Below are 20,801 nucleotides of genomic sequence, written 5' to 3' on the forward strand. Positions count from 1 at the left end.
TCGCGCCGTTGTGAAAAGGGCTCTCTCTTTACACCGGCTCGTTATGAAGGTGCCATGGCCAAAGGGTGGCACTCAATAAGGGCGGTGGCGATGGCCAGTCCCTTTTCATCACTCAAGCTTAGGTGAATGTTAACTTGGCCAGGATGATGACAAGCCAACCATTGGGCGGTGGCTCCGTGTAGGGTTACAGTTGGCCGCCCCAACTGATTGGGTAGCACTTCAATATCGGTAAACCATAACCCCTGTCGAAAACCAACCCCAAGGGCTTTGATAACCGCCTCTTTGGCGGCAAACCGTTTGGCGTAACAACAAGCACGTTGTGGCGTGCTGCGCCCATTGCATAGCTGTTGCTCTTGCTGCGTAAAACAGCGCTCTAAAAAACGCTGGCCATGGCCTTTATTCAACATATTGGTCAACCGCTGAATTTCGACCAAATCATTGCCAATACCAACAATCATGGTGTTTTAACCGCTTCACGCATCAACCGTTTCATCTCTTTGACGGCGCTCTCCATGCCGACCATCACAGCACGGGCAATGATGGCGTGACCGATATTGAGCTCCTTCAAATCGGGCAATCTGGCAATGGGTTGTACATTGTGATAGGTCAAACCATGCCCAGCATGGACGGTTAACCCATTGAGGCTGGCCTGATGGGCCGCGCGGTAAAGCTGCTCAAGCTCCAAGTTGCGTTGTGCTTGCGTCGCTGCATTGGCATAGCGGCCAGTGTGCATCTCAACCACCGTTGCACCAATGGCGCCTGCCGCAGAAATCTGCTCCAAATCTGGATCTACAAAGAGCGAGACACGAATACCGGCATCGTGCAAACGGGCTACTGCGTCGGCGAGCCTATGCCGATTACCCACCACATCCAAGCCCCCTTCGGTGGTTAATTCATGCCGTTTTTCAGGGACCAGACAGCAATCTTGCGGTTTCCAGCGCTCCGCAAGCGTCAGCATTGGCTCACTGGCGGCCATCTCTAAATTAATCTTGGTCTGGCAGGTTTGCTGGAGCAGCACCACATCACGATCCTGGATATGACGACGATCCTCGCGCAGATGGACGGTTATGCTATCGGCACCGGCCCGTTCTGCCGCAAAAGCGGCATCAACCGGATCGGGATAACGCTCCCCCCGAGCCTGACGTAGGGTTGCGATGTGATCAATATTGACACCCAGTAAAATCATGATGGTCGTCCAACAGAGTTATCAGGGCTTTGTCACACTATTTTGCCCTGTGTCGATATTCTTTTTTAGAGGCGCGTTGGCGGGTGGACGCGTGGTGGTGGGGGCATCCTCTGGTTCTTTGTTGTTATCCGACTGTTCCGTGAGTAACTTTCCCGACGCCTGCAAAATATCACGCACAATGCCCGGTGCCAATGTTGAGATAGGTTTGAGGAAAATTTTTGGTCCATCCATGGCCCCCTCTACGGAAAACTGTGTCTCCAGCAGTGCCTCTCGACCCCCGGCCAGTATTTGCCCCAGCAAGGGAACACTGCTAATAATGGCATCCAGACTTTGCAAAGGTCGCACCCCGACCAGCAGATCCATTTTTTGCGCCGGCAAATCAAGATCCCCAGAGATGACCATTTTCATAGAGGGGCCGCTAATTTCTACTTTATCGCTATGCCATTGTCCTTGCTTGAGCGTAAAGCCCCCTTCCAAGGTGCGAAAATAAAAGCCCTCTTCTTGCAGATCTGGCCGTTTGCCAAACAGCAACATGGGTAACTCTTGCACCGACAGCAGACCCAACAGCTTAGAAAGCAGATCAAGCTGTTTGATGGTCCCCTGTTCTATTTTGACCGTACCCTCACCTGAGAGGGAGGTAATGATGGTCTGGTTGGGGATGGCTTCTCCAGCCAAGGTTAGGGAAATTTTGCCCTTTCCCCCATTTAAGCCATCGTGCAGATTGGCCCCCTTGAGTACCCGGCCTAGATCATCACTTTCAAAATCTAACTGGCCTTGATAGGCACCCTGCCCTACCCGATTTTCCCAGGTTAACTGTCCATTTACTTTAACAATTTTATCATCAATCTTAAATTGACACGGACCAATCCACAAATTTTTAGCATCCAAACGCGCCTGCAAATCCAGCGCTTCCGCTTGGATTTGGTTGGCCATTTGCACCTGCTCAGCCTTGAGAACGAGAATGGTGGGCCTTTGTGGGATTTTACTCAGCTTTTCAGGGTTCCACACCACCCGTTTAAGGATGGGGGGCTCTGTTGCAGAAATACTCTCCGGCAGGCTTGGCTGTTGCCAGTGGGTAAGATCAAGCTGCGAAAAAGTCCCTTCTAAGCGGTAGGCCGGGGCCTGTTGGTCCAACCCCCCTTGTCTAAAATGCAGGCGTCCCTTGCTTTGCCCCAATTGAAAAGGCTCCAGAATGATTTGGGTCTCCTCCTGACCATGCAGCCAAAAGCCGTGTCCTTGACTGCGAAGATTACCAAACTCAAGCTGCAACTGTTGGACATCCACCGCAACCTGTTTGGGATCAAAGCTGCCTTGTAAAGCAAGCAAGCCTTTGCTATATTTAGTTTTTTCAACCCCTTTATAGTTGTTTAATAGCAGCTTGCTTAGGTCCCATTGCAGATTTGCCGTGTAGCTAGGCGCCCCTTTGGAGCGATGGAGATCAACCGCTAAGGCACTGGCTCCTTGGAAGTGCGGCACCTCTTCCAGCAGACCCACGAGGCGCTGTTGCAGTTGGCTGGCGGTAAGGGGGGCATGCAGCAAAACGCGCAGATCGCTCTCCCCTGCTTTGGCATAATCAAGCGCCTTAATGGTACCGGTAAATGGCAGCGCATCATAGTTTGCCTGGGTGATCTTGAGATCCAACACATCATCATTAATGTGCAACAACCCCGCAGCATGCTCGATGGGTTGGGGCAAAAAGGGCAGCGTGGCTTTGGCTCGATTAAAATTTAACAAGGTGTCGTAACTGACATCAATAGAGTGGTTAAGAGGGAGCGTCATCTTGAGTTTAAAATCGCCCTGCCCCTCAAACGCAGCCCCGTTTAAACCCACATGGTCACCCCATTTTAAACGAGGATTTTGGATGACATCATGCCAAATGGAGTGCATATCACCATCAATTTTAGCATCCACCAACAGGGTTTGATCCCCCCCCAGGATCTCTGGGATCGTGGCCGTTCCTTGTAAATTTTTACTCTTACCCAGTGAGCCTTTATGTACGTTGGCAATCATTTTTTCGTTGGCAAACGTCAACGTCACATCGGCACCCTTAATGGGTGGAAGCTGAGGAAAATAGGCCAGGTCCAAATCTCTGACTTGAGCTTTGACCAAAAAGGTTCCCTTGGCTTTATGCGCGCCCTTTGGCAAAAAAGGAATGGCATATGCTGGCCCCTTAATGGTGACCTCTGCATGAGGAATGCTGCCTTTTAGAAGGGCGTTATCGAGCCACTTGAGCAGATAGGGGTTCATATAATGAGGAGGGTAGAAAAACTTGGCTTCTTGGGTATCAATTCCCCCAAAAGTGGCGGCTAAATCCACATAAGGTGAATGTGTCAACCCCATGCCTGTCAACAGTAGCTTACCCTGGGCATGGCCCTGATTGTTGTAAAGATCAAAATGGTTGACCTGTAGCCGCCAACCCTGACTGGCTTCAAGCTCCTGTTGAGCTTGGCCTTCGGCACTCAGATTGCTAATGGGGATCGGCCAGCGGAACAAACCATGGGTATCCCAGACTCCACTCCCTAACACCACTTTCCAGCGGCTTTTCCAAGGCTCTCCATCACCGCCATGCAGACGAAATTCGCCCTGCATGGGAAATTGAAGACCCGCTAAAGAGGCCCCTGCTTTGCCCAGCAGGTTGGTCCACCGGTCAGGGCGAAGGTGGGCTACCTTGCCGGCCAGGTGCCAACGCCCCCGTTGTTGCAGAGCCCCCTCCAGCGTGTAGGTAACAGGGGCATCCCCCTGCTCGACCCCCCAATTGGGGGTAAAATCCCCGTGCATCGCCCACTGTATTGGGGTCTCCCCTGAGCGGTTGTGCAGTTGAGCATCAATAAGGTTCAGCTTGCCAACGGCTTGGATGGTTGAACCCGCAGAGGGCATTTGCAGCACATCTAAACTCAGCTTACCCAAGCGAACCGTGGTGATTTGTAGATGCTCTAAGAGTTGGGCCGCATAACCGGCGAGCTGTTGTTGCCAAGATCCTGTGTCGACCTGGTGCACGGCTGGGCGTGGTAGCGGCTGTTGAAACTTGGCTTGCCAAACTGAAACTGCCTGCCCTGCAATAAACCACTCCCGATCCGTGCCCTTATTAATCGCAACGGCGTTGCCGTTGAGAATAACAATTTCGAGGGGAATTCGGCCTTGCAGTAGTGTGCTCAGATTCCAGGTTTTAACACGAATGCGGGTCTCCCCGATCTGAACGAGCGGACGGCTGCGTTGCTGGTCAAACAGGGTTACCCCCTGCAAACGCAGATCCAGTAAAGCTGAGCTAGGGACCAATTGCATGGTTGTTATAGATACAGGCTGCCCCAGACGCTCTGTGAGTTCAATTTCGCTTAATTTTCGTAAGTCTATGATATCAAGCGGACGAATCGCAAACCAAAGCAAGGCTACCGCGACCAGTAGAGCGGGCAGCCCCAACAGTAAGGCAATGCACCATCGCATTATTTTAAGCAGCATAATCCCCCCAGCAGAGGACAACCCCGTATACTATAGACATTGGAGGGGTTTGCTTGGGAGGGCATCCTTGCCTCTAATCACATTCAAGAATCGGTTAACAGGTAGGGCAGAAAAAATGCACCCGACACAGAGCTACTTTTGCCAATAGACCTACTATGTTGTAGCCTGAGCGCGAATCCTTTTCAATTGTCCACGCGCTAAAGGGGCTGTTTTCCCCTTTTTTCGCCCTTTTTCATCGACCATTGTGTGGAGTGAGACCGTCATGACCACCCCGATTACCCCTCTACCCCACACCCTGATTACCCATCTGGCGCTGGACGCCGCAGCCGTAGACCATATTCAGCGCCTCAGACTCAGCACCGCCGAACCTGAGAGTGTTGTGCACCACTTAGAGCGATGCAGCCTCCACTTAGAAGGGGAGCTCTTGAGCCATTGGCAACATGTTCTGGCCGATAGCCGCTGGCGCCGCCGTATGATCTTAGCCTTGGGTAACAGCCCTTTTTTGAGCAACATTTTAGGCCGCTGGCCCCACTTTTTAGCCCAACTGTTTCACCAACCCATGGATTGGACGTTGGATCGTTATAAAGCCATCATCCTTGAAGATCTGCTGGCGACCACCGATCAAAACGTGGCCGAACAGCGTTTGCGCTTGCATAAACATCTGGCTTTTTTACAGATTGGCCTGTGGGATTTAACCGGCGAGGCAACCCTGGAGGAGACGACCAAACATCTCTCCTATGTGGGTGAAGCAACCTTAGAGGCGGCCTATCAATGGTTGGAACGCCATTTTGCCAGCCGTTTTGGTTCACCCATGGTGGTGTGCGATGAAGGCGGTACGCCACAGCGGGCCCGTTTTGTGGTATTAGCCATGGGTAAATTTGGTGCCTATGAGCTTAATTTTTCGTCGGATATTGATCTTATTTTTCTCTACGACTGCGACGCTGGGCAAACCGATGGCAAACAATCCATTACCGTAAAAAACTACTATGTGCGCCTTGGTCGGGAGCTCATGCAGATGATCTCGCGTGCTACAGCCGAGGGCATGGTGTTTCGCACCGATTTGCGGTTAAGACCCGATGGCGAGAGCGGTGAACTGGCCCTGTCGGTACGCTCAGCGGAGACCTACTATGAATCGTGGGGGCAGAGCTGGGAACGCGCTGCCATGATTAAGGCGCGTCCTGTGGCTGGGGATCTTGCTTTGGGTGAAGCTTTTTTAAAAAACCTGCACCCGTTTGTCTACCGGCGTTTTCTCGATTTTGGCGCCTTGGAATCCATTCGGGAGATGAAAAAGAAAATTGATCATAAGGTCAATAACGCCGACACCTATGGACGCAATATTAAACTTGGCTTTGGGGGCATTCGGGAGATTGAATTTTTTGTGCAGAGCCACCAGTTGATTCATGGTGGACGTGAAAAACGGCTGCAAGATCGCCGCACTGTACCCATGTTGGATACCTTGGCTACTTTGGGTTTAGTGGATCGCACCACAGCCGATTTTTTAGCCTCGGCCTATCGCTTTTTACGCACGGTGGAGCATCGCATCCAGATTGTGCGTGAGCAACAGACCCATAATTTGCCCGATGATGATCGAGGTATGGCGCAACTGGCGGCCCGCATGGGGATGCCCAACCGAGAAAGCTTTTTAGCCAAATTACAGGGGATTCGCCAGCGGGTGCATGAGGCTTATGACAATCTGTTTTTTGATGCCGAACGCACCCGACAGGATGAGTTGAGCAACGATGCGCGGGTTGAGGCGTTGCTCTCCACCAGCACCCAATACGAACAGGAAAAAACCCGGGCAATCCTAAGCCAGTGTGGATTCCACGACTTAGACCAAGCATTGCTCTCACTCAAACTGTTCAAATTGGGACCGCAAGAGCGCGCTTTAACCGAGGCTGGGCAGCGTTGGTTTAGCCGCCTGGCCCCCCTGTTATTGCAAGGGGTGCTGGATGCCGCCGATGTGGATATGGCGATGCAGCACGTGGAGAAATTTTTACAAACCATTCTCCATCGCACCAACTATCTGGCACTGCTTGCCGAAAATCCCAATTTATTGGGGCTGCTGATGCCCCTGTTTGGTTCATCGCCCTTTCTATCCCGCCATTTAATCCAACACCCCAGCATCATGGATTCACTGGTGGGGCTAGATTTTGTGACCATCTATCGGGGCAGCAATGAGATGCGTCAGGAGTTGGCCAGGGCGATGGAACGGGCAGAGAATGAAGAGGAGCGCTTTAATGCCCTGCGCATGTTCCGCAATACCGAGATGTTGCGCTTGGGGATACGGGATCTGGCGGGCATCGCCGAATTGCAAGAGGTGATGGCCGCGCTTTCAGCCATCGCGACTGTGGTGCTGGAACAGGCGGTCATGGATGCCATGTCAGACATGGTGGAGCGCCATGGCCCGCCCATGTGGAGCGATGCCCAAGGGCAGCGGCAGCGGGCCCGCTTTATGGTGTTGGGCATGGGTAAATTAGGGGGGGGCGAGCTTAACTATAGCTCCGATCTGGACCTCATTTTTATTCACACCAGCCAGGGTGACGAGCAGTACACAGAGGGCGAGCGCTCCATCAGCAACAGCCAATTTTTTGCCCGTATGGCGCAGAAGGTTATCAGCACGCTGACCACCCTATCGCAGGGAGGCAAGCTCTATGAAATTGATATGCGGCTGCGTCCCTCTGGCGCCTCTGGGCCGTTGGTGACAACTTTGGAATCTTTTGCAAAATACCAGCAAAACGAGGCTTGGAACTGGGAGCATCAGGCTCTGATTCGCGCCAATGTGGTGGTGGGGGAGCGTCATAGCAGCGAACAGTTAAAACAGGTTATTCGGCACATCTTGATCCAACCCCGCCAGATCGCGCCATTACGCGAAGATGTGGTGCAAATGCGTGAGCGCATCTACCAAGAGAAGCGCCCCAAGCCCGGTGTGGTTGACATTAAGCAGACCCGTGGGGGCATTGTGGATGTGGAGTTTTTGATCCAATTTTTGGTCTTGGCGCATGCCCATCAACACCCACAACTCCTGCAACGCAACGCCCCCCGTGCTTTATTGGCGATTCGTCGTGCCGGTTTAATCACACCCCAAGCCTATCAAACCCTAGAGGATGCCTACCGGTTTTACCGTTTGGTGGAAAATCGCCTGCGGCTACACCATGACCGCTCGGAAAATGCCATCCATACTGAAGACTCGGTGACACTGGCACGTTTGGCCCGACTCTGTAAGCTGGAGAGCGGCCCTGCTCTCCTGGAGCAGCTGACACACCACTTTGCCGCAGTCCAGCCCATTTATGCCACCCATTTGGGACCGGTAGCCGGCGAGGCACCGGTTTGAGACAGCTTTTTTGGGGCAGAGTGTGGGGGATGAGAAATGGGCCAAAAAAAAAGAGCGAGGCAGGGTTGTCGCGGTTCTCTGCAATTCCCTTTTTGCTTTTGTTGAAAATTGAGGTAAAATCCCACGTTTGCCACCCTTTGCATCGCAGCATGCAGCGGGTTTGCTCAACAGCCGCGACTTTTATGGGGCTGTGTTTCAATTTTGCGCAAGGAGAGTTCCCATGTGGGACAAAGACGGAAAAATTTGGATGGATGGTCAATTTGTGGATTGGCGGGATGCCAAGATCCACGTCTTGACCCACACCCTGCACTACGGCATGGGTGTCTTTGAAGGGATCCGCTGCTATGAGGCCGATCAAGGCCCTGCTATCTTCCGTCTTGGCGAACATGTAGAGCGTCTCTTTAAATCTGCCCTGATCCTGGGCATGGAGATGCCCTATAGCCGTGATGTCATCAGCCAAGTGTGCCAGGATGTCATCAAGCTCAATGGTCTTAAATCTGGCTATATCCGCCCCTTGATGTACTATGGTGCGGAGTCCATGGGCATCAATCCTGCCCCTCTAAAAACCCACGGCATGGTTGCCGCTTGGGCTTGGGGTGCCTACCTGGGTGAAGAGGGCATGGAGAAGGGGATTCGCATCAAAACCTCCTCCTACACCCGTCACCACCCCAACGTGGTGATGACCCGCGCTAAAGCGGTGGGGAACTATCCCAATTCTATCTTGGCTAAATCCGAGGCGCTGCGCTGCGGCTATGACGAAGCGTTGTTGCTGGACACCGAAGGGTACGTGGCCGAAGGCTCTGGGGAGAACCTATTCTTGGTGCAGGGCCAGACGTTAAAGACCCCTCCCCTGGATTCTGCCCTCAACGGTATTACCCGTAACACGGTGATGACCATTGCCGCAGAAATGGGCTTAAAAGTGGTTGAGCAGCGCTTTCCACGGGATGAGGTGTTGGTCTCTGACGAAGCCTTTTTCACCGGTACAGCGGCTGAAGTGACCCCCATTCGCGAGTTGGATGATCGTCAAATTGGCCCTGGCCACGCAGGCCCTGTCACCAAAGAGGTACAAAAGCGTTTCTTTGACATCGTACATGGGCGTGATCCTAAACATATGGGTTGGTTGACTCCGGTTATCTAACCTCCCTACCGTACCTTTAGGGCGCTTTCTCTGAATGCCAGGGAAAGCGCCCTTTTGTATCGTTAACATCACTCTGAACCATTGGGAAAATCCATGGCCAGCTACCAATATATCTACTCCATGCACCGGGTAACCAAAGTGGTTCCCCCCAACAAAAGAACCATCCTCAAAGATATTTCACTCTCCTTCTTTCCTGGTGCCAAAATTGGCGTGCTGGGTTTGAACGGTTCGGGTAAATCCTCGCTGCTGCGCATTATGGCGGGCATCGATAAAGATTTTAATGGCGAAGCCAAAGCGGCGGATGGGGTCAAAGTAGGCTATCTGCCCCAGGAGCCTCAACTGGACCCAGACAAAGGGGTACGGGGCAACGTGGAGATGGGGTTGGCCGAGGTTAAAGCGGCGGTGGACCGTTTTAATGAGGTTTCGGCCCTGTTTGGCGAAGAGATGAGCGATGATGAGATGAACGCCCTCATCGCGGAGCAGGGTGAACTGCAAGAGACCATCGACCATCTGGATGGCTGGGATCTGGACCGCAAGATGGAGATCGCCGCCGATGCCCTGCGTTTACCCGATTGGGATGCCGACGTCACCACCCTTTCCGGGGGTGAACGGCGCCGCGTGGCCCTCGCCCGGCTGCTGCTTTCGCAACCTGACATGCTGCTGCTGGACGAACCAACCAACCACTTGGATGCCGAGTCGGTCGCTTGGTTGGAGCAATTTCTCGCCAACTATGCGGGCACCGTGGTGGCCGTAACCCACGACCGCTATTTTCTCGACAATGTGGCAGGCTGGATTTTGGAGCTTGACCGTGGTGAGGGCATCCCCTGGAAAGGCAACTACTCATCCTGGTTGGAGCAAAAAGATAAGCGCTTAGAACAAGAGAAAAAAGAAGAAGATGGCCTGCGCAAGCGTCTACAAACAGAACTGGCTTGGGTACAATCTTCGCCCAGCGCCCGCCGCACCAAGAGCAAAGCCCGTTTGGCGGCTTATGAAGATTTGGCCGCTCAGCATCGTGAAAAGCGGCGTGAAACCAATACGCTGTTTATTCCTGCCGGTCCCCGCTTGGGTGAGATCGTCATGGAAGTGCAGAACCTCAGCAAGGGCTTTGGCGGGCGCCTGTTGATTGATAATCTTAACTTCACGCTGCCCCGTGGGGGTATCTTGGGCATTATCGGGGCCAATGGCTCGGGTAAAACCACCTTTTTACGCATGCTGACCCAGCAGCAGAGCCCGGACAGTGGTTCGGTTCGGTTGGGGGAAACGGTTAAACTGACCTACGTGGACCAGAGCCGGGATGCGTTGGAGGCCGAAAAATCGGTGTGGGAGATGATCTCCGATGGTAACGAGTTGATTGAACTTGGAGATCGCGAAGTGAACTCCCGCGCCTATGTCAGCTGGTTTAACTTTAAGGGCTCCGATCAGCAGAAAAAGGTGAAACATCTCTCTGGGGGTGAACGCAACCGCATGCACATGGCCCATCTGGTGAAAAGCGGTGGTAACCTGTTGCTGCTGGACGAACCGACCAACGACCTCGATGTTGAAACCCTGCAAGCCCTAGAGAGTGCGCTTTTAGAGTTTCCCGGTAGTGCCGTGGTGGTGAGCCATGACCGTTGGTTCCTGGACCGCATCTGCACCCATATGCTGGCTTTTGAAGGCAACTCTGAAGTGGTCTTTTTTGAAGGCAACTATCAAGAGTACCATGCCGATTATAAAAAACGCTGCGGTGATGATGCCGAACAGCCCCACCGCATTAAATATAAGCCGGTGGTACGTTAATACCGCACTGGCAGCGGTTCAGGCTTAGCCCTTTGGGCTGAACCTGAACCGCTGCGCCAATCCATGCGCCATTATGCGGGCAACCGCCTAGAAAAAACTCTACGCTTGGCCCACATACGCGCGCTGATCTGTCCATTAGAGAGGGAAAACCGTGATAAGGACCTGTTTGTCTTACACCTTACGACTGCTTTTGGCAGGCACGGTTTTGTTATCCATGCATGGCTGTGCGCTGAATTTTGCGGGATCACCCACCCCCTCTCAACCCACGCCAACGGTACAGGCCAATACGACACCCCCCCCCGTAGCGGTATCAGCCGAGATCCCTTCGACGCAGGAGAGCAGCGCTACAGCCAAAACAGCGCCAATGGTTACCCCAGCACCGGCCATAACAGCGCCAATGGTTACCCCCCCAGCACCGGCCATAACAAGCCTCGCTTTACCTAAGCCCGAAAGCCCAACCAAACGTGGCGCACGCACGCTGCTGATCAACACGGTTTTGTTAGACCGCCCGGTCTTGTTCTCCAAAGCTTCCATAGAGAAACATATTGGTCGTTTTATCTCTGAGGAGGCTTACAAAGTGTTGCACGGGGCTGAACGTGCGCAAAGCCAAGGAGCCTTTGTCATCCAATACCAGGGTACCACCTTTGCGGTTAAGGTCATGGACACACCGGTTCCTCTCAGCCACTTTCAAGAGAGCCTTACCCATAATCCAGACCATCAACTGCTCACCAAGCTCATTAGCGGCCATCAGGGACACTTGATCATCAGCCCCATGACCCAAGCCTATAGCGGAAGCGACGCCTTGACCATTGCGGATAATACCATGGCGCTCTCCTATATTTTAGCCGACCAAGGACGCCCGGTCTTGGACTATTGGAACAATAGCGGGGTTTTGGTCAAATGGTCTAAATTTGTGATCTACAAACGCGCCCTGGGTATGATGTTTGAGCGGATTAACCGTAAACATGCCGATGCCTTTGAATTTTTACCCATCCATCTATGGGTAAAAATTCAAACCGAACAGCTTCAAGGGGGCGTACGTCTTAAAACCGATGGTCTAAAGGCGTTTGCCGGTTATGAATTAGATCTTTATATGGATACAGCACATACTCTTGAAGAGGGCCAAAAAATGGCACAAGGGCTGCTTACCTACGCCCGCCATTGGATCGAGTTAGGGCAGACCATTGTAGCTGGGCAGCAAACCGCATTAACCGATGACGGGCCGCTTTATACAACGGCCTACTCTCAGACAGACCCCACCTTTATCACGCTACGCCAGTAAGAGCACCGTATCAAAAAAAGGGGTCTTTATGAAAAGACCCCTTTTTTTTGTCACACACCGACCGTTTTCGCACCCTTGCATCGCTTTTTCAGAAGAGCCACGCCTAATCCTTATTAAACAGCCGGGTACGCTTGGTTAGGCTCATGCGTTGGGCCAGGGAAACCACCTTGCCCAAGGCTTGGTTTAGATCAAAGGAACCTACCAAAAAACGAATTCGGTAGCCTGTGTAGCCCTGTTTACTAAACTGCCCAATGATCACACTATCTACGCGAATGGGTGGCCCTTCAGGCCAGTAAATAATGGTTTCCACCCGTGAGCCTTCGGTGATTTTGGGAATCTTTTCTTTGTAGTAAATGGCCACTCCACCCGTGCTAATATCGTAGGCCTTGGCCGCAAATTTAACCCCGGATTCGCGGGTGATCTCCAAGCTAAATTTCCATTGAGACTCCAGCTTAGCGCGTACCATCGCCCGTTTTTGGGGCTCCTGCTGGAGATAGCGGGGAAAACTCATCTGAATGGTTTTTCCCTCAATAATCTTCTGAAAACGCAGCTTGGTACGCACCAAGTGCAGTTCGGTAAACATGGAGACCTCCACAAATACCGCACTGCGAATTTTAATATTCCCTAACGGTGGATCCAGCGCATCCACCAAAACATAACGCGCCTGTTCCAAATAGGTGATCTCATCATTCTCCTTTTCAAAGTAGGTGAAAAAGGTAAAAGCATCGCCCTCTTCCAACTGAATTTGAACAGGCAGGTGCTCCACGATCGCGCGGGTGACAATCTTGACGATTGCCTCCTCATCCTCAATCATGTGGCAACCGTTCTCATCCGCTACGGAGAGATCCTTACCCTTTCCCTTGCCTGTTTGAATCAGGCTCTTGAGAAAGCGCTTGGTTTTGCCTTCGTTCTTTGTTTCAGCCACGTACTCACCTACTTATCATACTCGCAGTCCATGCTGACCAAGCGAATGATTGAACAGGATTCTACCGAGACTTTTTACAACCTTATATCCCCTTATCGGTCATTTTCTTACATGGGATAATAAAAAAGAGAGGCTTCCCTTAGCCTTATCCAACCCGATCCAACTGTCGGGCCCTAAATTTAACCCCTTTTTGCCGGGCTATTGCAGCACACGCAGGGATATCCACCCCTTCTAGGCCGCTGATTGCGGTTAAGGTGACTTCTGGCACATAGGGTTTCACCGCATCGACAAAACTTAGCAGCCCCGCATAGGCCCCCGTTTTACCCGGCACACAGTGGCGGTCATACAGCTCTGCGTTTTGTGCATTCAGTGAAATGGAGATTGCATCAACCAAACCCGCCATCTTAGGGGCGATGTCCTCTCCATACACAAAGTTTGCCAAGCCATCGGTATTAAGTCGAACCCGCTTCCCCCGCTGTTTGGCCGCAGCGGCAACCTCTAACATCACCTGCAATCGTAAGGTTGGTTCACCATAGCCACAAAACACAATTTCATCAAAGGCATCCAGTTCACCAAACGCCGCGATAAGCTCTGCACTGCTTGGATTACCCGTTAAAGCTAGGTTAAAAGCATGTACCTCTGGTGCTTGCCACTTAGGGCAAAACTGACATTTGAGGGTACATCCATGGGTGACATTCATATAAAGTCGGTTGCCGATGGGATAGGCTAATACCCCCTTTTCATGGGTGCGTGCCTGATCCACCCTAAACAGGCGGCGATAATTTTCGGTGGTGATATCAGCCAAATCTTTGGCGTTATCCCCCCTAAATTTGGCAATGGTTTTCAATGTTTGCGCAACAAATGCGGGTTCGTTGCGCACACCCCGGTGGGGCAATGGCGCGAGATAGGGGGCATCGGTCTCCACCAACAGCCGCTCGGCGGGTATATGCCGCGCAATTTCTTGTAAATCTTGCGCTGAGTTAAAGGTAACAATGCCCGATAGCGCAATATAAAACCCCTGTTCCAGAGCCCAATCGGCCATCTCTTGCGTACCGGTAAAACAGTGGATAACACCACCACATGCGGCGGCCTGTTCCTCTTCCATAATGGCGCGGGTATCTGCTTCGGCTTGGCGGGTATGAATCACCAAGGGTCGTTTGGCCATGTGGGCCGCGCGGATCTGCGTGCGAAACACCTGCTTTTGGTGCTCGCGGTCGGCCTTATCATAGTGATAATCTAAACCGGTCTCTCCAATGGCCACCACTTTTTCATGATCCGCCAACTGGGCAATTTGCTCAGGTGTGGCCGTCACATACTCATCCGCATAGTGGGGGTGTACCCCCACCGTGGTATAAAGATGGGGCTGAAGCTGGCTCATAGCCAACAGTTCTTCCACATCATCCAAACGGGTGCCTATCATGTTGAGGTAGCGGACCCCTTGCTGGCGCGCACGCTGTAGCACGCTGGGCAGATCCTCTTTGAAGGCATCAAAATTTAAATGAGCGTGGCTATCTGCAAGATACATTGTTCCGTCCCAATACCAATCCGAGTGGTTCTTGAGGGTGAGGCGTAGAGATACCTCAAGAAAAGCAAAATTTGTTATGGATGCCCATCCACGGCCCTACGAATAAGGCAAGCCCGCCAAAAAAGCGGGCTTGTGCCATTTTACACCAACAGACAAGCAGATATTAAGACTCTCCTGCACGACTTGTGCGATCACTGCCACTCCGACGGCGACGCCGACGGCGACGTTTCACAGCATCGCCCTTAGGGGCTTGACCCTCTGCCGTCTGATGCGCGCTCAGCTGCTCTGAATGAGGCTTTTGTGCACTACCTTCTGAGCTTGCAGAGCTTGGGCTGGTGATCTGGCCTGTTTGTTCGGTCTCACCTGATGCACGGCGACGGCGGCGGCGGCGGCGCCGTTTGCCCTCATCCCCAGACGCTTCTTCGTTGCTTTCAACTGGACTGTTAGGCGGCTCAACAGCCTCCACCGGACGGGTGTTGGCTACTTTGTCCGCCTCATCCCGACTGCGCCGACGGCGGCGGCGCTTTTGCGGACGCTCCACAGAGGGACTCTCCGCTTCGACCTCTAAGGCTTGGGGCGGCATGGGCGGCGGCGGCAAAAGCTCCGGTTGCAGATCGACAATCTCTTCCTCCATCTCCATGCCATACTGTGCGGGCAAGGAGGTTTCCATAAAAGGCTCAAATGGGGGCGCGGCAGGCGGGCTGTTTTCTTGCTCTAATTCAGCCAAAGTAACGAGTTTGCGGGTACGGTCAGCAAACTGTATTTCCACCGATTGGGTAATGGGGTGAACCACCCGCACGACCACCTCTTCTCCATTGGGCAGCACCAAGTGGGACTTGGGTTTGGGCATGCCCTTGCGCATGTCGCTGTAGACTTCATTTTCATAGGAAAGACAGCACATAAGCCGCCCACACACCCCAGAGATGGAATCTGGATTGAGCGACAGATCCTGATTTTTTGCCATACGTACCGAGACGGGATGAAACTTATCCAGATGCGAGGAGCAACACAAATTGCGTCCACAGGGGGCCATGCCACCCAGTAACTTAGCCTCATCCCGCACACCCAACTGGCGCATCTCCACACGCAGACCCAGCTGGTTGCTCAGCTGTTTGACCAATACCCGGAAATCCACCCGATTTTCGGCGGTAAAATGAAAGATCGCTTTGTTACTACCCTGAATGGCAACCTTAGAGAGTTTCATAGGCAGCTGCTGTTCACGAATCAGCTGGCGACAGTAGCGGTGAGCCTCCCGTTCGCGCACCTCACGGGTCTCTTGTACCTGTAGGTCCTGTTCCGTCATACGTCGGATAATACGGGTAACCGGCCCACTAAACAGAGTATTGCTGTTCTGTTGATCCCAGGGCACCACATGGGTAACACGTCCAGGCACCACCTCACCGGCGCGGTTTTCCAATAAAATGGCATCGCCAGTGTGCAAGTTGGCAATGCGCGACTTGATCTGGTAGACCATGCAGGAGTTTTCCATACGAAAGCCCACCAGCCGGTGCTGCCCATTACGCCCTTTGCGTCCCTCTCTATTTTTTTCGCGACCTTCGGGTTCCGCAGAGCTGTCGTCATCCCCCAGTTCGTCACTCTCCCCATCCAATAGCGCGTGCTCATCACTATCTTGATTAGGATCATAAAAAGGCTGTTCGGGCTCATGGGGATCGGCTACGGCAGAGCTCTGCCGTGGCGCAGTGGTGGGGGGTTGAATCTCGGACATTGCCGGGCGTTCCTTATGAACGCACGCTTGGTAGGCAGCCCTCCTGCGTCGCCAGCCTGCTGATGCGAATAAACAGATGTTCAAGCATCAAGGGGCGATTCAGGTTAAAGATGCGGGCCTCATCCACCATGCATGCAAACTGTTGCGCAAGAGAGAGCCAAGCACGGTTACTGGCTTGGAGCTCTTGTTGGTTAACGGATGGATCGTAATCTCGCAGACTAGCACGAATGTGATTCTGAAACCAGAACTCCAGCAGCATAACCGTGTTTTCAAACCGCTCTGCGCTACCCCATTGGGCCGCCATTTCGCATACAGTATCTAGGCCGGCCCCTCTTTGTAACAGCACCAAGCCTTGCCACAGCTCTTGGCGCTGGTTTAATAGAGTGCCATCACACAACTCCAGTGCACGCCCGATACTACCCCCTGCCATTTCCATGGCACTCTCCACCATGCCTGGCTCCAGCGAGGTGTGCTGGCGCAGTAACTGGCCGAGGGTTTGCTCATCAAGAGGGACAAAACGCACCGCTTGACAGCGGGAACGGATGGTTGGCAGCAGCGCCCCAGGAGTGCAGGTGGTTAGAATCAACAGAGAGTGCGGTGGTGGCTCCTCCAAGGTTTTTAACAGCGCATTAGCGGCGCTGGCGTTCATGAGACTAACCTCATCAATAACCGCCACTTTGTAGGGGGATAACAAGGGGGTGAGTGCCACAAATTGAGCCAATTCGCGGATCTGATCCACCCGCAAGCGCGTGCGCCCTTGCTCTTTTTCCATCCATAATAGATCAGGATGCCCACCACCCTCCACCCGTTTGCACGAGGCGCACACCCCACAACCATCCAGCAACCGGTCCCCCGCTGCATTGAGCGCCCCTTCTGCCACCTGTTGACACAAGGTGCGTCGCACCAAGGCCCGCGCGGTAAGACGCTTGCCCACGCCCGCAGGTCCATAAAAGAGCAACCCATGGGCCAGCCGCCCTGTGCGTACCGCACCGGTCAAGGCATCCATGGCCTCCTGCTGGCCCATAATCTGTTCAAAACGAGACAAAGAAACGCCCCTCGACTTCACGCCATATGGTTGCAGCCACCATCTGTACCGGCTGATCCGCATCAATCGGTATCATGCGTTGCGGCTCCTGTTGGGCCATCTGTAAAAAAGCTTGGCGTACCTGTTGATGAAACGAGAGAGCCTCCTGCTCAAAGCGCTGCTCTTGTCCCCCACGCCGCTTGCTACGGGCCAAACCCACCGTCGGATCAAGATCCAACAACAGGGTCAAATCCGGAAAAACATCCCCCCGTATCCACTGCCCCAACTGCCTTAACCATGGACCATCCCCCCCACGCCCACCCCCCTGGTAAGCCAAGGTGCTGTCTTCAAACCGGTCACACAGCACCCAGTGTCCCGAGGCCAAAGCGGGGCGAATCACCTGCCGAATATGCTCATGTCGCGCCGCCAGTATCAATAAGAGTTCCGAGGTGCCATCCAGATCATCCCCCTGCCCTGTTACCAAAATCTCGCGTATCCGCTCACTGATGGGACACCCCCCCGGTTCGCGGGTGCAGAGCACCTTCACCCCATGCGCTTGCAAGCTTTGGGTTAGCTGCGCAATTTGCGTGCTTTTACCTGCCCCTTCGCCCCCTTCAAAGGTAATAAAACGACCCTGCATGGTTGGCCTCTATGGCTTGCGGTTTTTGCGCAGTTGCGCCAGATATTTTTTCACGTTGCGATTATGCTCTGCCACACTCTGGGCAAACATATGGGTGCCGGAACCATCCCCACGGGCCACAAAATAGAGCGCACGGCTTTTTAGCGGATGAAACACCGCGGTGATGGCATCCGCACCAGGACTACAGATTGGGGTTGGCGTTAAACCTTGGATCATATAGGTATTATAGGGGGTCAATGTGCGCAAATGGGTGCGGGTGATGTTCCCCCGATAATCGGCAATGCCATAGATGACGGTAGGGTCACTCTGCAAACGCATCTTACGCGCCAGCCGGTTAAAAAACACCCCAGCAATTTGTGGGCGCTCGGCAGCGGCAGCGGTCTCTTTTTCCACAATCGAGGCTAAAATCAGGCTTTCATAAGCGCTTAATGGGTGTTCAGCTGGACGCTTTTGCCACTGTTGCTGCAACACCTGTTGCATCCGTTGGGCCATGCGCTGGGCCACCACCCAACCCTCTTCCTCCAGCGTATAAAAATAGGTATCTGGAAACAGCATGCCTTCCAATGAGGGCTGCGCCACCCCCAATCGTTGCACCCCCTCTGGAGTCAACAAGGCATCACCTACCTGGGGCCAACCCGCCTGCCTAAATTTATCGGCAATATGGATCAGGGTGATCCCCTCGGGAAAGGTGATCGAACGCTGCACCACCTGAGAGGAGCGTAACTTCTCTAAAATTTGCAGGGGCGTCATGCCCGCCTCAATGGCAAAAGTCCCCGCTTTAAGGGCAGTACCAGGCGTTTGCCGATCCAGCAGTCGAAAAAAAAGCGCGGAGTCAAGAACCCCCCGCGCTTCTAACTGTTCGGCTGTCTTCGCCACACCCCAACCACGGACGACCTCAAAATCAACGCTCACAGGTGCCTGTTGCTGCAAAAAAGCCTCGTAGCGCATCCAAGCAAAGCCTACTGCGCCTGTGGCTGCCACAATCAGCACCAGTAGCAGGAAAAAAAACAGCCTTTTCAAAACTTACCGTACCCTCTTTAACACCAACGTCGCGTTGGTTCCCCCAAAACCGAAGGAGTTGGAAAGGGCAGCCTCTACCTGCTCTTGGCGGGCCGTGTGGGGCACAAAATCCAAATCGCACTCAGGATCCGGATCATCCAAGTTGATGGTCGGGGGAATAACCCCCTCATGCAGGGCCTTGGCGGTAAAGATCGCCTCGATCCCCCCCGCAGCACCCAACAGGTGGCCCGTCATAGATTTGGTCGAAGAGACCATCACCTTTTTTGCACCGCTCTCACCAAAGATTTTTTTCACCGCCTTGGTCTCAATCACATCCCCTTGGGGGGTGGAGGTACCATGGGCGTTAATATATCCGATTCCACTGGGATCCATCTGGGCATCCTTTAGAGCCGCAGCCATACAACGGGCCGCGCCATCGCCACTGGGATGGGGGGCCGTGATATGGTAGGCATCGCCAGACATGCCGTAGCCAACGACCTCGGCATAGATGCGCGCGCCACGGGCCTTGGCGTGTTCCATGCTCTCGACCACCACCACGCCCGCACCATCCGACTGCACAAAACCATCGCGCCCCTTGTCCCAAGGACGGGAGGCGCGGGTGGGATCGTCGTTGCGGGTCGAGAGCGCCCGTGCCGCTGCAAAACCACCGATGCCCAACTCACAAATGGCCGCCTCGGCCCCCCCTGCCACCATGACATCAGCCTCGCCCCGTTGCACAATACGGTAAGCATCGCCAATGGCGTGGGTGCCGGTGGCACACGCTGTAACCACCGCATGGTTGGGACCACGTAAACCATATTTGATGGCCAATTGACCGGAAACCAAGTTGATCAAGGACATGGGAATAAAGAAAGGAGAGATGCGGCGCGGCCCCTTTTCCTTTAATGCAATGGCTTGATTTTGGATCGCGATCAGACCGCCAATACCCGAACCCACAATGGCGCCATAGCGGTAGCTGGCTTCTTCATCGGGGGCTTCCAAGCCGCTATCTTCCCATGCCAATTGGGAGGCCGCCAATCCATAATGGATAAAGCGGTCCATTTTTTTGACCTCTTTTTTCTCGATCCACTGCTCGGGATTAAAATCTTTAATCTCGCCGCCGATTTTACAGCTGTACTCTTCGGTATCAAAAGAGGTGAGCAGGCCGATGCCAGACTCTCCGGCGATCAAGCGTGACCAAGTTACATCATTACCCACGCCCAAGGGCGTGACCAAACCCACACCGGTGATGACGACTCTATGATTCACGAACAGAACCCTTTCAGCAGCTTCAATCGCGGTACCATGCTCCAAACAAGAACATACCGCGTGAAAATGAATGCTTAAACCATAATGGCCTAGCGTGGCAACCAGCTTTCGCACCAGAGCAGTCGCCAAAAAAGCACGACACCCCCTGCTTACGGAACAGCCTAGCCTCACGGAACGGCACACGGCGTCCTGCACATAAGAGCAGGACGCCGTGGCTATGGTCACCGATAAGAGAGCAAGGCAGCAGTTAACCTGCGGTCTTGGCACCCCGTACGGTTTTTATTCCATGTTTTCGCCAATGTACTTGATGGCGTCACTCACCGAGGTGATCTTCTCGGCGGTTTCGTCTGGGATCTCGCAGCCGAACTCTTCCTCGAAAGCCATGACCAACTCCACGTTGTCCAGGGAGTCTGCACCCAGGTCTTCGACAAACTTGGCGTCGTCGGTAACTTTGTCCAGGTCAACGCCCATCTGTTCTGCAACGATCTTTTTGACACGTTCCGCGATATCACTCATCGGTTCGC

General features: G+C 53.4%; 16 protein-coding genes. 5 read left to right on the forward strand and 11 right to left on the reverse strand.

Annotated features, from left to right (window positions below):
• Positions 1-41: 41 nt before the first annotated feature.
• From acpS to MMC1_RS09490, 3 genes are read right to left on the reverse strand one after another with little or no spacing between them, the layout of a single operon-like run.
• Positions 42-458, reverse strand: coding sequence for a holo-ACP synthase (gene acpS / locus MMC1_RS09480; protein ID WP_011713511.1), 417 nt, complete (start codon positions 456-458; stop codon positions 42-44).
• Positions 455-1,186: a pyridoxine 5'-phosphate synthase gene (gene pdxJ / locus MMC1_RS09485; protein ID WP_011713512.1), complete on the reverse strand. Its 732-nt coding sequence runs from the start codon at positions 1,184-1,186 to the stop codon at positions 455-457. Before pdxJ ends, acpS begins: the two co-directional genes overlap by 4 nt.
• A 21-nt stretch (positions 1,187-1,207) precedes the next feature.
• Positions 1,208-4,642 carry a YhdP family protein gene (locus MMC1_RS09490; protein ID WP_011713513.1) on the reverse strand — a complete coding sequence of 1,145 codons (3,435 nt, stop codon included), beginning with the start codon at positions 4,640-4,642 and terminating at the stop codon, positions 1,208-1,210.
• Between the two features lie 262 nt (positions 4,643-4,904).
• Between MMC1_RS09490 and glnE the strand changes: the two genes are divergently transcribed.
• From glnE to MMC1_RS09510, 5 genes are all read left to right on the forward strand, one after another.
• Complete coding sequence (gene glnE / locus MMC1_RS09495; RefSeq protein ID WP_011713514.1) at positions 4,905-7,973, forward strand: bifunctional [glutamate--ammonia ligase]-adenylyl-L-tyrosine phosphorylase/[glutamate--ammonia-ligase] adenylyltransferase; 3,069 nt, start codon at positions 4,905-4,907, stop codon at positions 7,971-7,973.
• A gap of 220 nt (positions 7,974-8,193) precedes the next feature.
• Complete coding sequence (ilvE, locus tag MMC1_RS09500) at positions 8,194-9,111, forward strand: branched-chain-amino-acid transaminase (protein WP_011713515.1); 918 nt, start codon at positions 8,194-8,196, stop codon at positions 9,109-9,111.
• Positions 9,112-9,204: 93 nt separating this feature from the next.
• Positions 9,205-10,887, forward strand: coding sequence for an energy-dependent translational throttle protein EttA (gene ettA, locus MMC1_RS09505; protein WP_011713516.1), 1,683 nt, complete (start codon positions 9,205-9,207; stop codon positions 10,885-10,887).
• 63 nt (positions 10,888-10,950) lie between these two features.
• Complete coding sequence (locus MMC1_RS21635; RefSeq protein WP_143711398.1) at positions 10,951-11,331, forward strand: hypothetical protein; 381 nt, start codon at positions 10,951-10,953, stop codon at positions 11,329-11,331.
• Between the two features lie 133 nt (positions 11,332-11,464).
• Positions 11,465-12,169, forward strand: a complete 705-nt coding sequence (locus tag MMC1_RS09510) for a hypothetical protein (protein ID WP_143711399.1) — start codon at positions 11,465-11,467, stop codon at positions 12,167-12,169.
• 103 nt (positions 12,170-12,272) lie between these two features.
• Here the strand turns inward: MMC1_RS09510 and MMC1_RS09515 are convergent, their stop codons facing one another.
• From MMC1_RS09515 to MMC1_RS09550, 8 genes are all read right to left on the reverse strand, one after another.
• The gene (locus tag MMC1_RS09515) at positions 12,273-13,094 is read right to left on the reverse strand and encodes a PilZ domain-containing protein (RefSeq protein ID WP_011713518.1); all 822 of its coding nucleotides are present in this window, start codon (positions 13,092-13,094) and stop codon (positions 12,273-12,275) included.
• A gap of 145 nt (positions 13,095-13,239) precedes the next feature.
• The gene (locus MMC1_RS09520) at positions 13,240-14,619 is read right to left on the reverse strand and encodes a YchF/TatD family DNA exonuclease (RefSeq protein ID WP_011713519.1); all 1,380 of its coding nucleotides are present in this window, start codon (positions 14,617-14,619) and stop codon (positions 13,240-13,242) included.
• Positions 14,620-14,782: 163 nt separating this feature from the next.
• Positions 14,783-16,345 (reverse strand): PSP1 domain-containing protein, encoded by a 1,563-nt coding sequence (locus tag MMC1_RS19995; protein WP_011713520.1) that lies wholly within the window; start codon positions 16,343-16,345, stop codon positions 14,783-14,785.
• A 13-nt stretch (positions 16,346-16,358) separates the two neighbouring features.
• Complete coding sequence (gene holB, locus MMC1_RS09530; RefSeq protein WP_011713521.1) at positions 16,359-17,390, reverse strand: DNA polymerase III subunit delta'; 1,032 nt, start codon at positions 17,388-17,390, stop codon at positions 16,359-16,361.
• A complete protein-coding gene (tmk, locus tag MMC1_RS09535) occupies positions 17,377-18,009 on the reverse strand; it encodes a dTMP kinase (RefSeq protein ID WP_011713522.1) in 633 nt (210 codons plus the stop codon). Before tmk ends, holB begins: the two co-directional genes overlap by 14 nt.
• Positions 18,010-18,018: 9 nt before the next feature.
• The gene (gene mltG / locus MMC1_RS09540) at positions 18,019-19,029 is read right to left on the reverse strand and encodes an endolytic transglycosylase MltG (protein WP_011713523.1); all 1,011 of its coding nucleotides are present in this window, start codon (positions 19,027-19,029) and stop codon (positions 18,019-18,021) included.
• A 3-nt stretch (positions 19,030-19,032) separates the two neighbouring features.
• A complete protein-coding gene (gene fabF / locus MMC1_RS09545; protein ID WP_011713524.1) occupies positions 19,033-20,277 on the reverse strand; it encodes a beta-ketoacyl-ACP synthase II in 1,245 nt (414 codons plus the stop codon).
• Positions 20,278-20,556: 279 nt separating this feature from the next.
• Positions 20,557-20,793, reverse strand: coding sequence for an acyl carrier protein (locus tag MMC1_RS09550; protein ID WP_011713525.1), 237 nt, complete (start codon positions 20,791-20,793; stop codon positions 20,557-20,559).
• Positions 20,794-20,801: the final 8 nt, after the last annotated feature.

The sequence above is a fragment of the Magnetococcus marinus MC-1 genome, from assembly GCF_000014865.1.
GTDB classification, from domain to species: Bacteria; Pseudomonadota; Magnetococcia; order Magnetococcales; family Magnetococcaceae; genus Magnetococcus; species Magnetococcus marinus.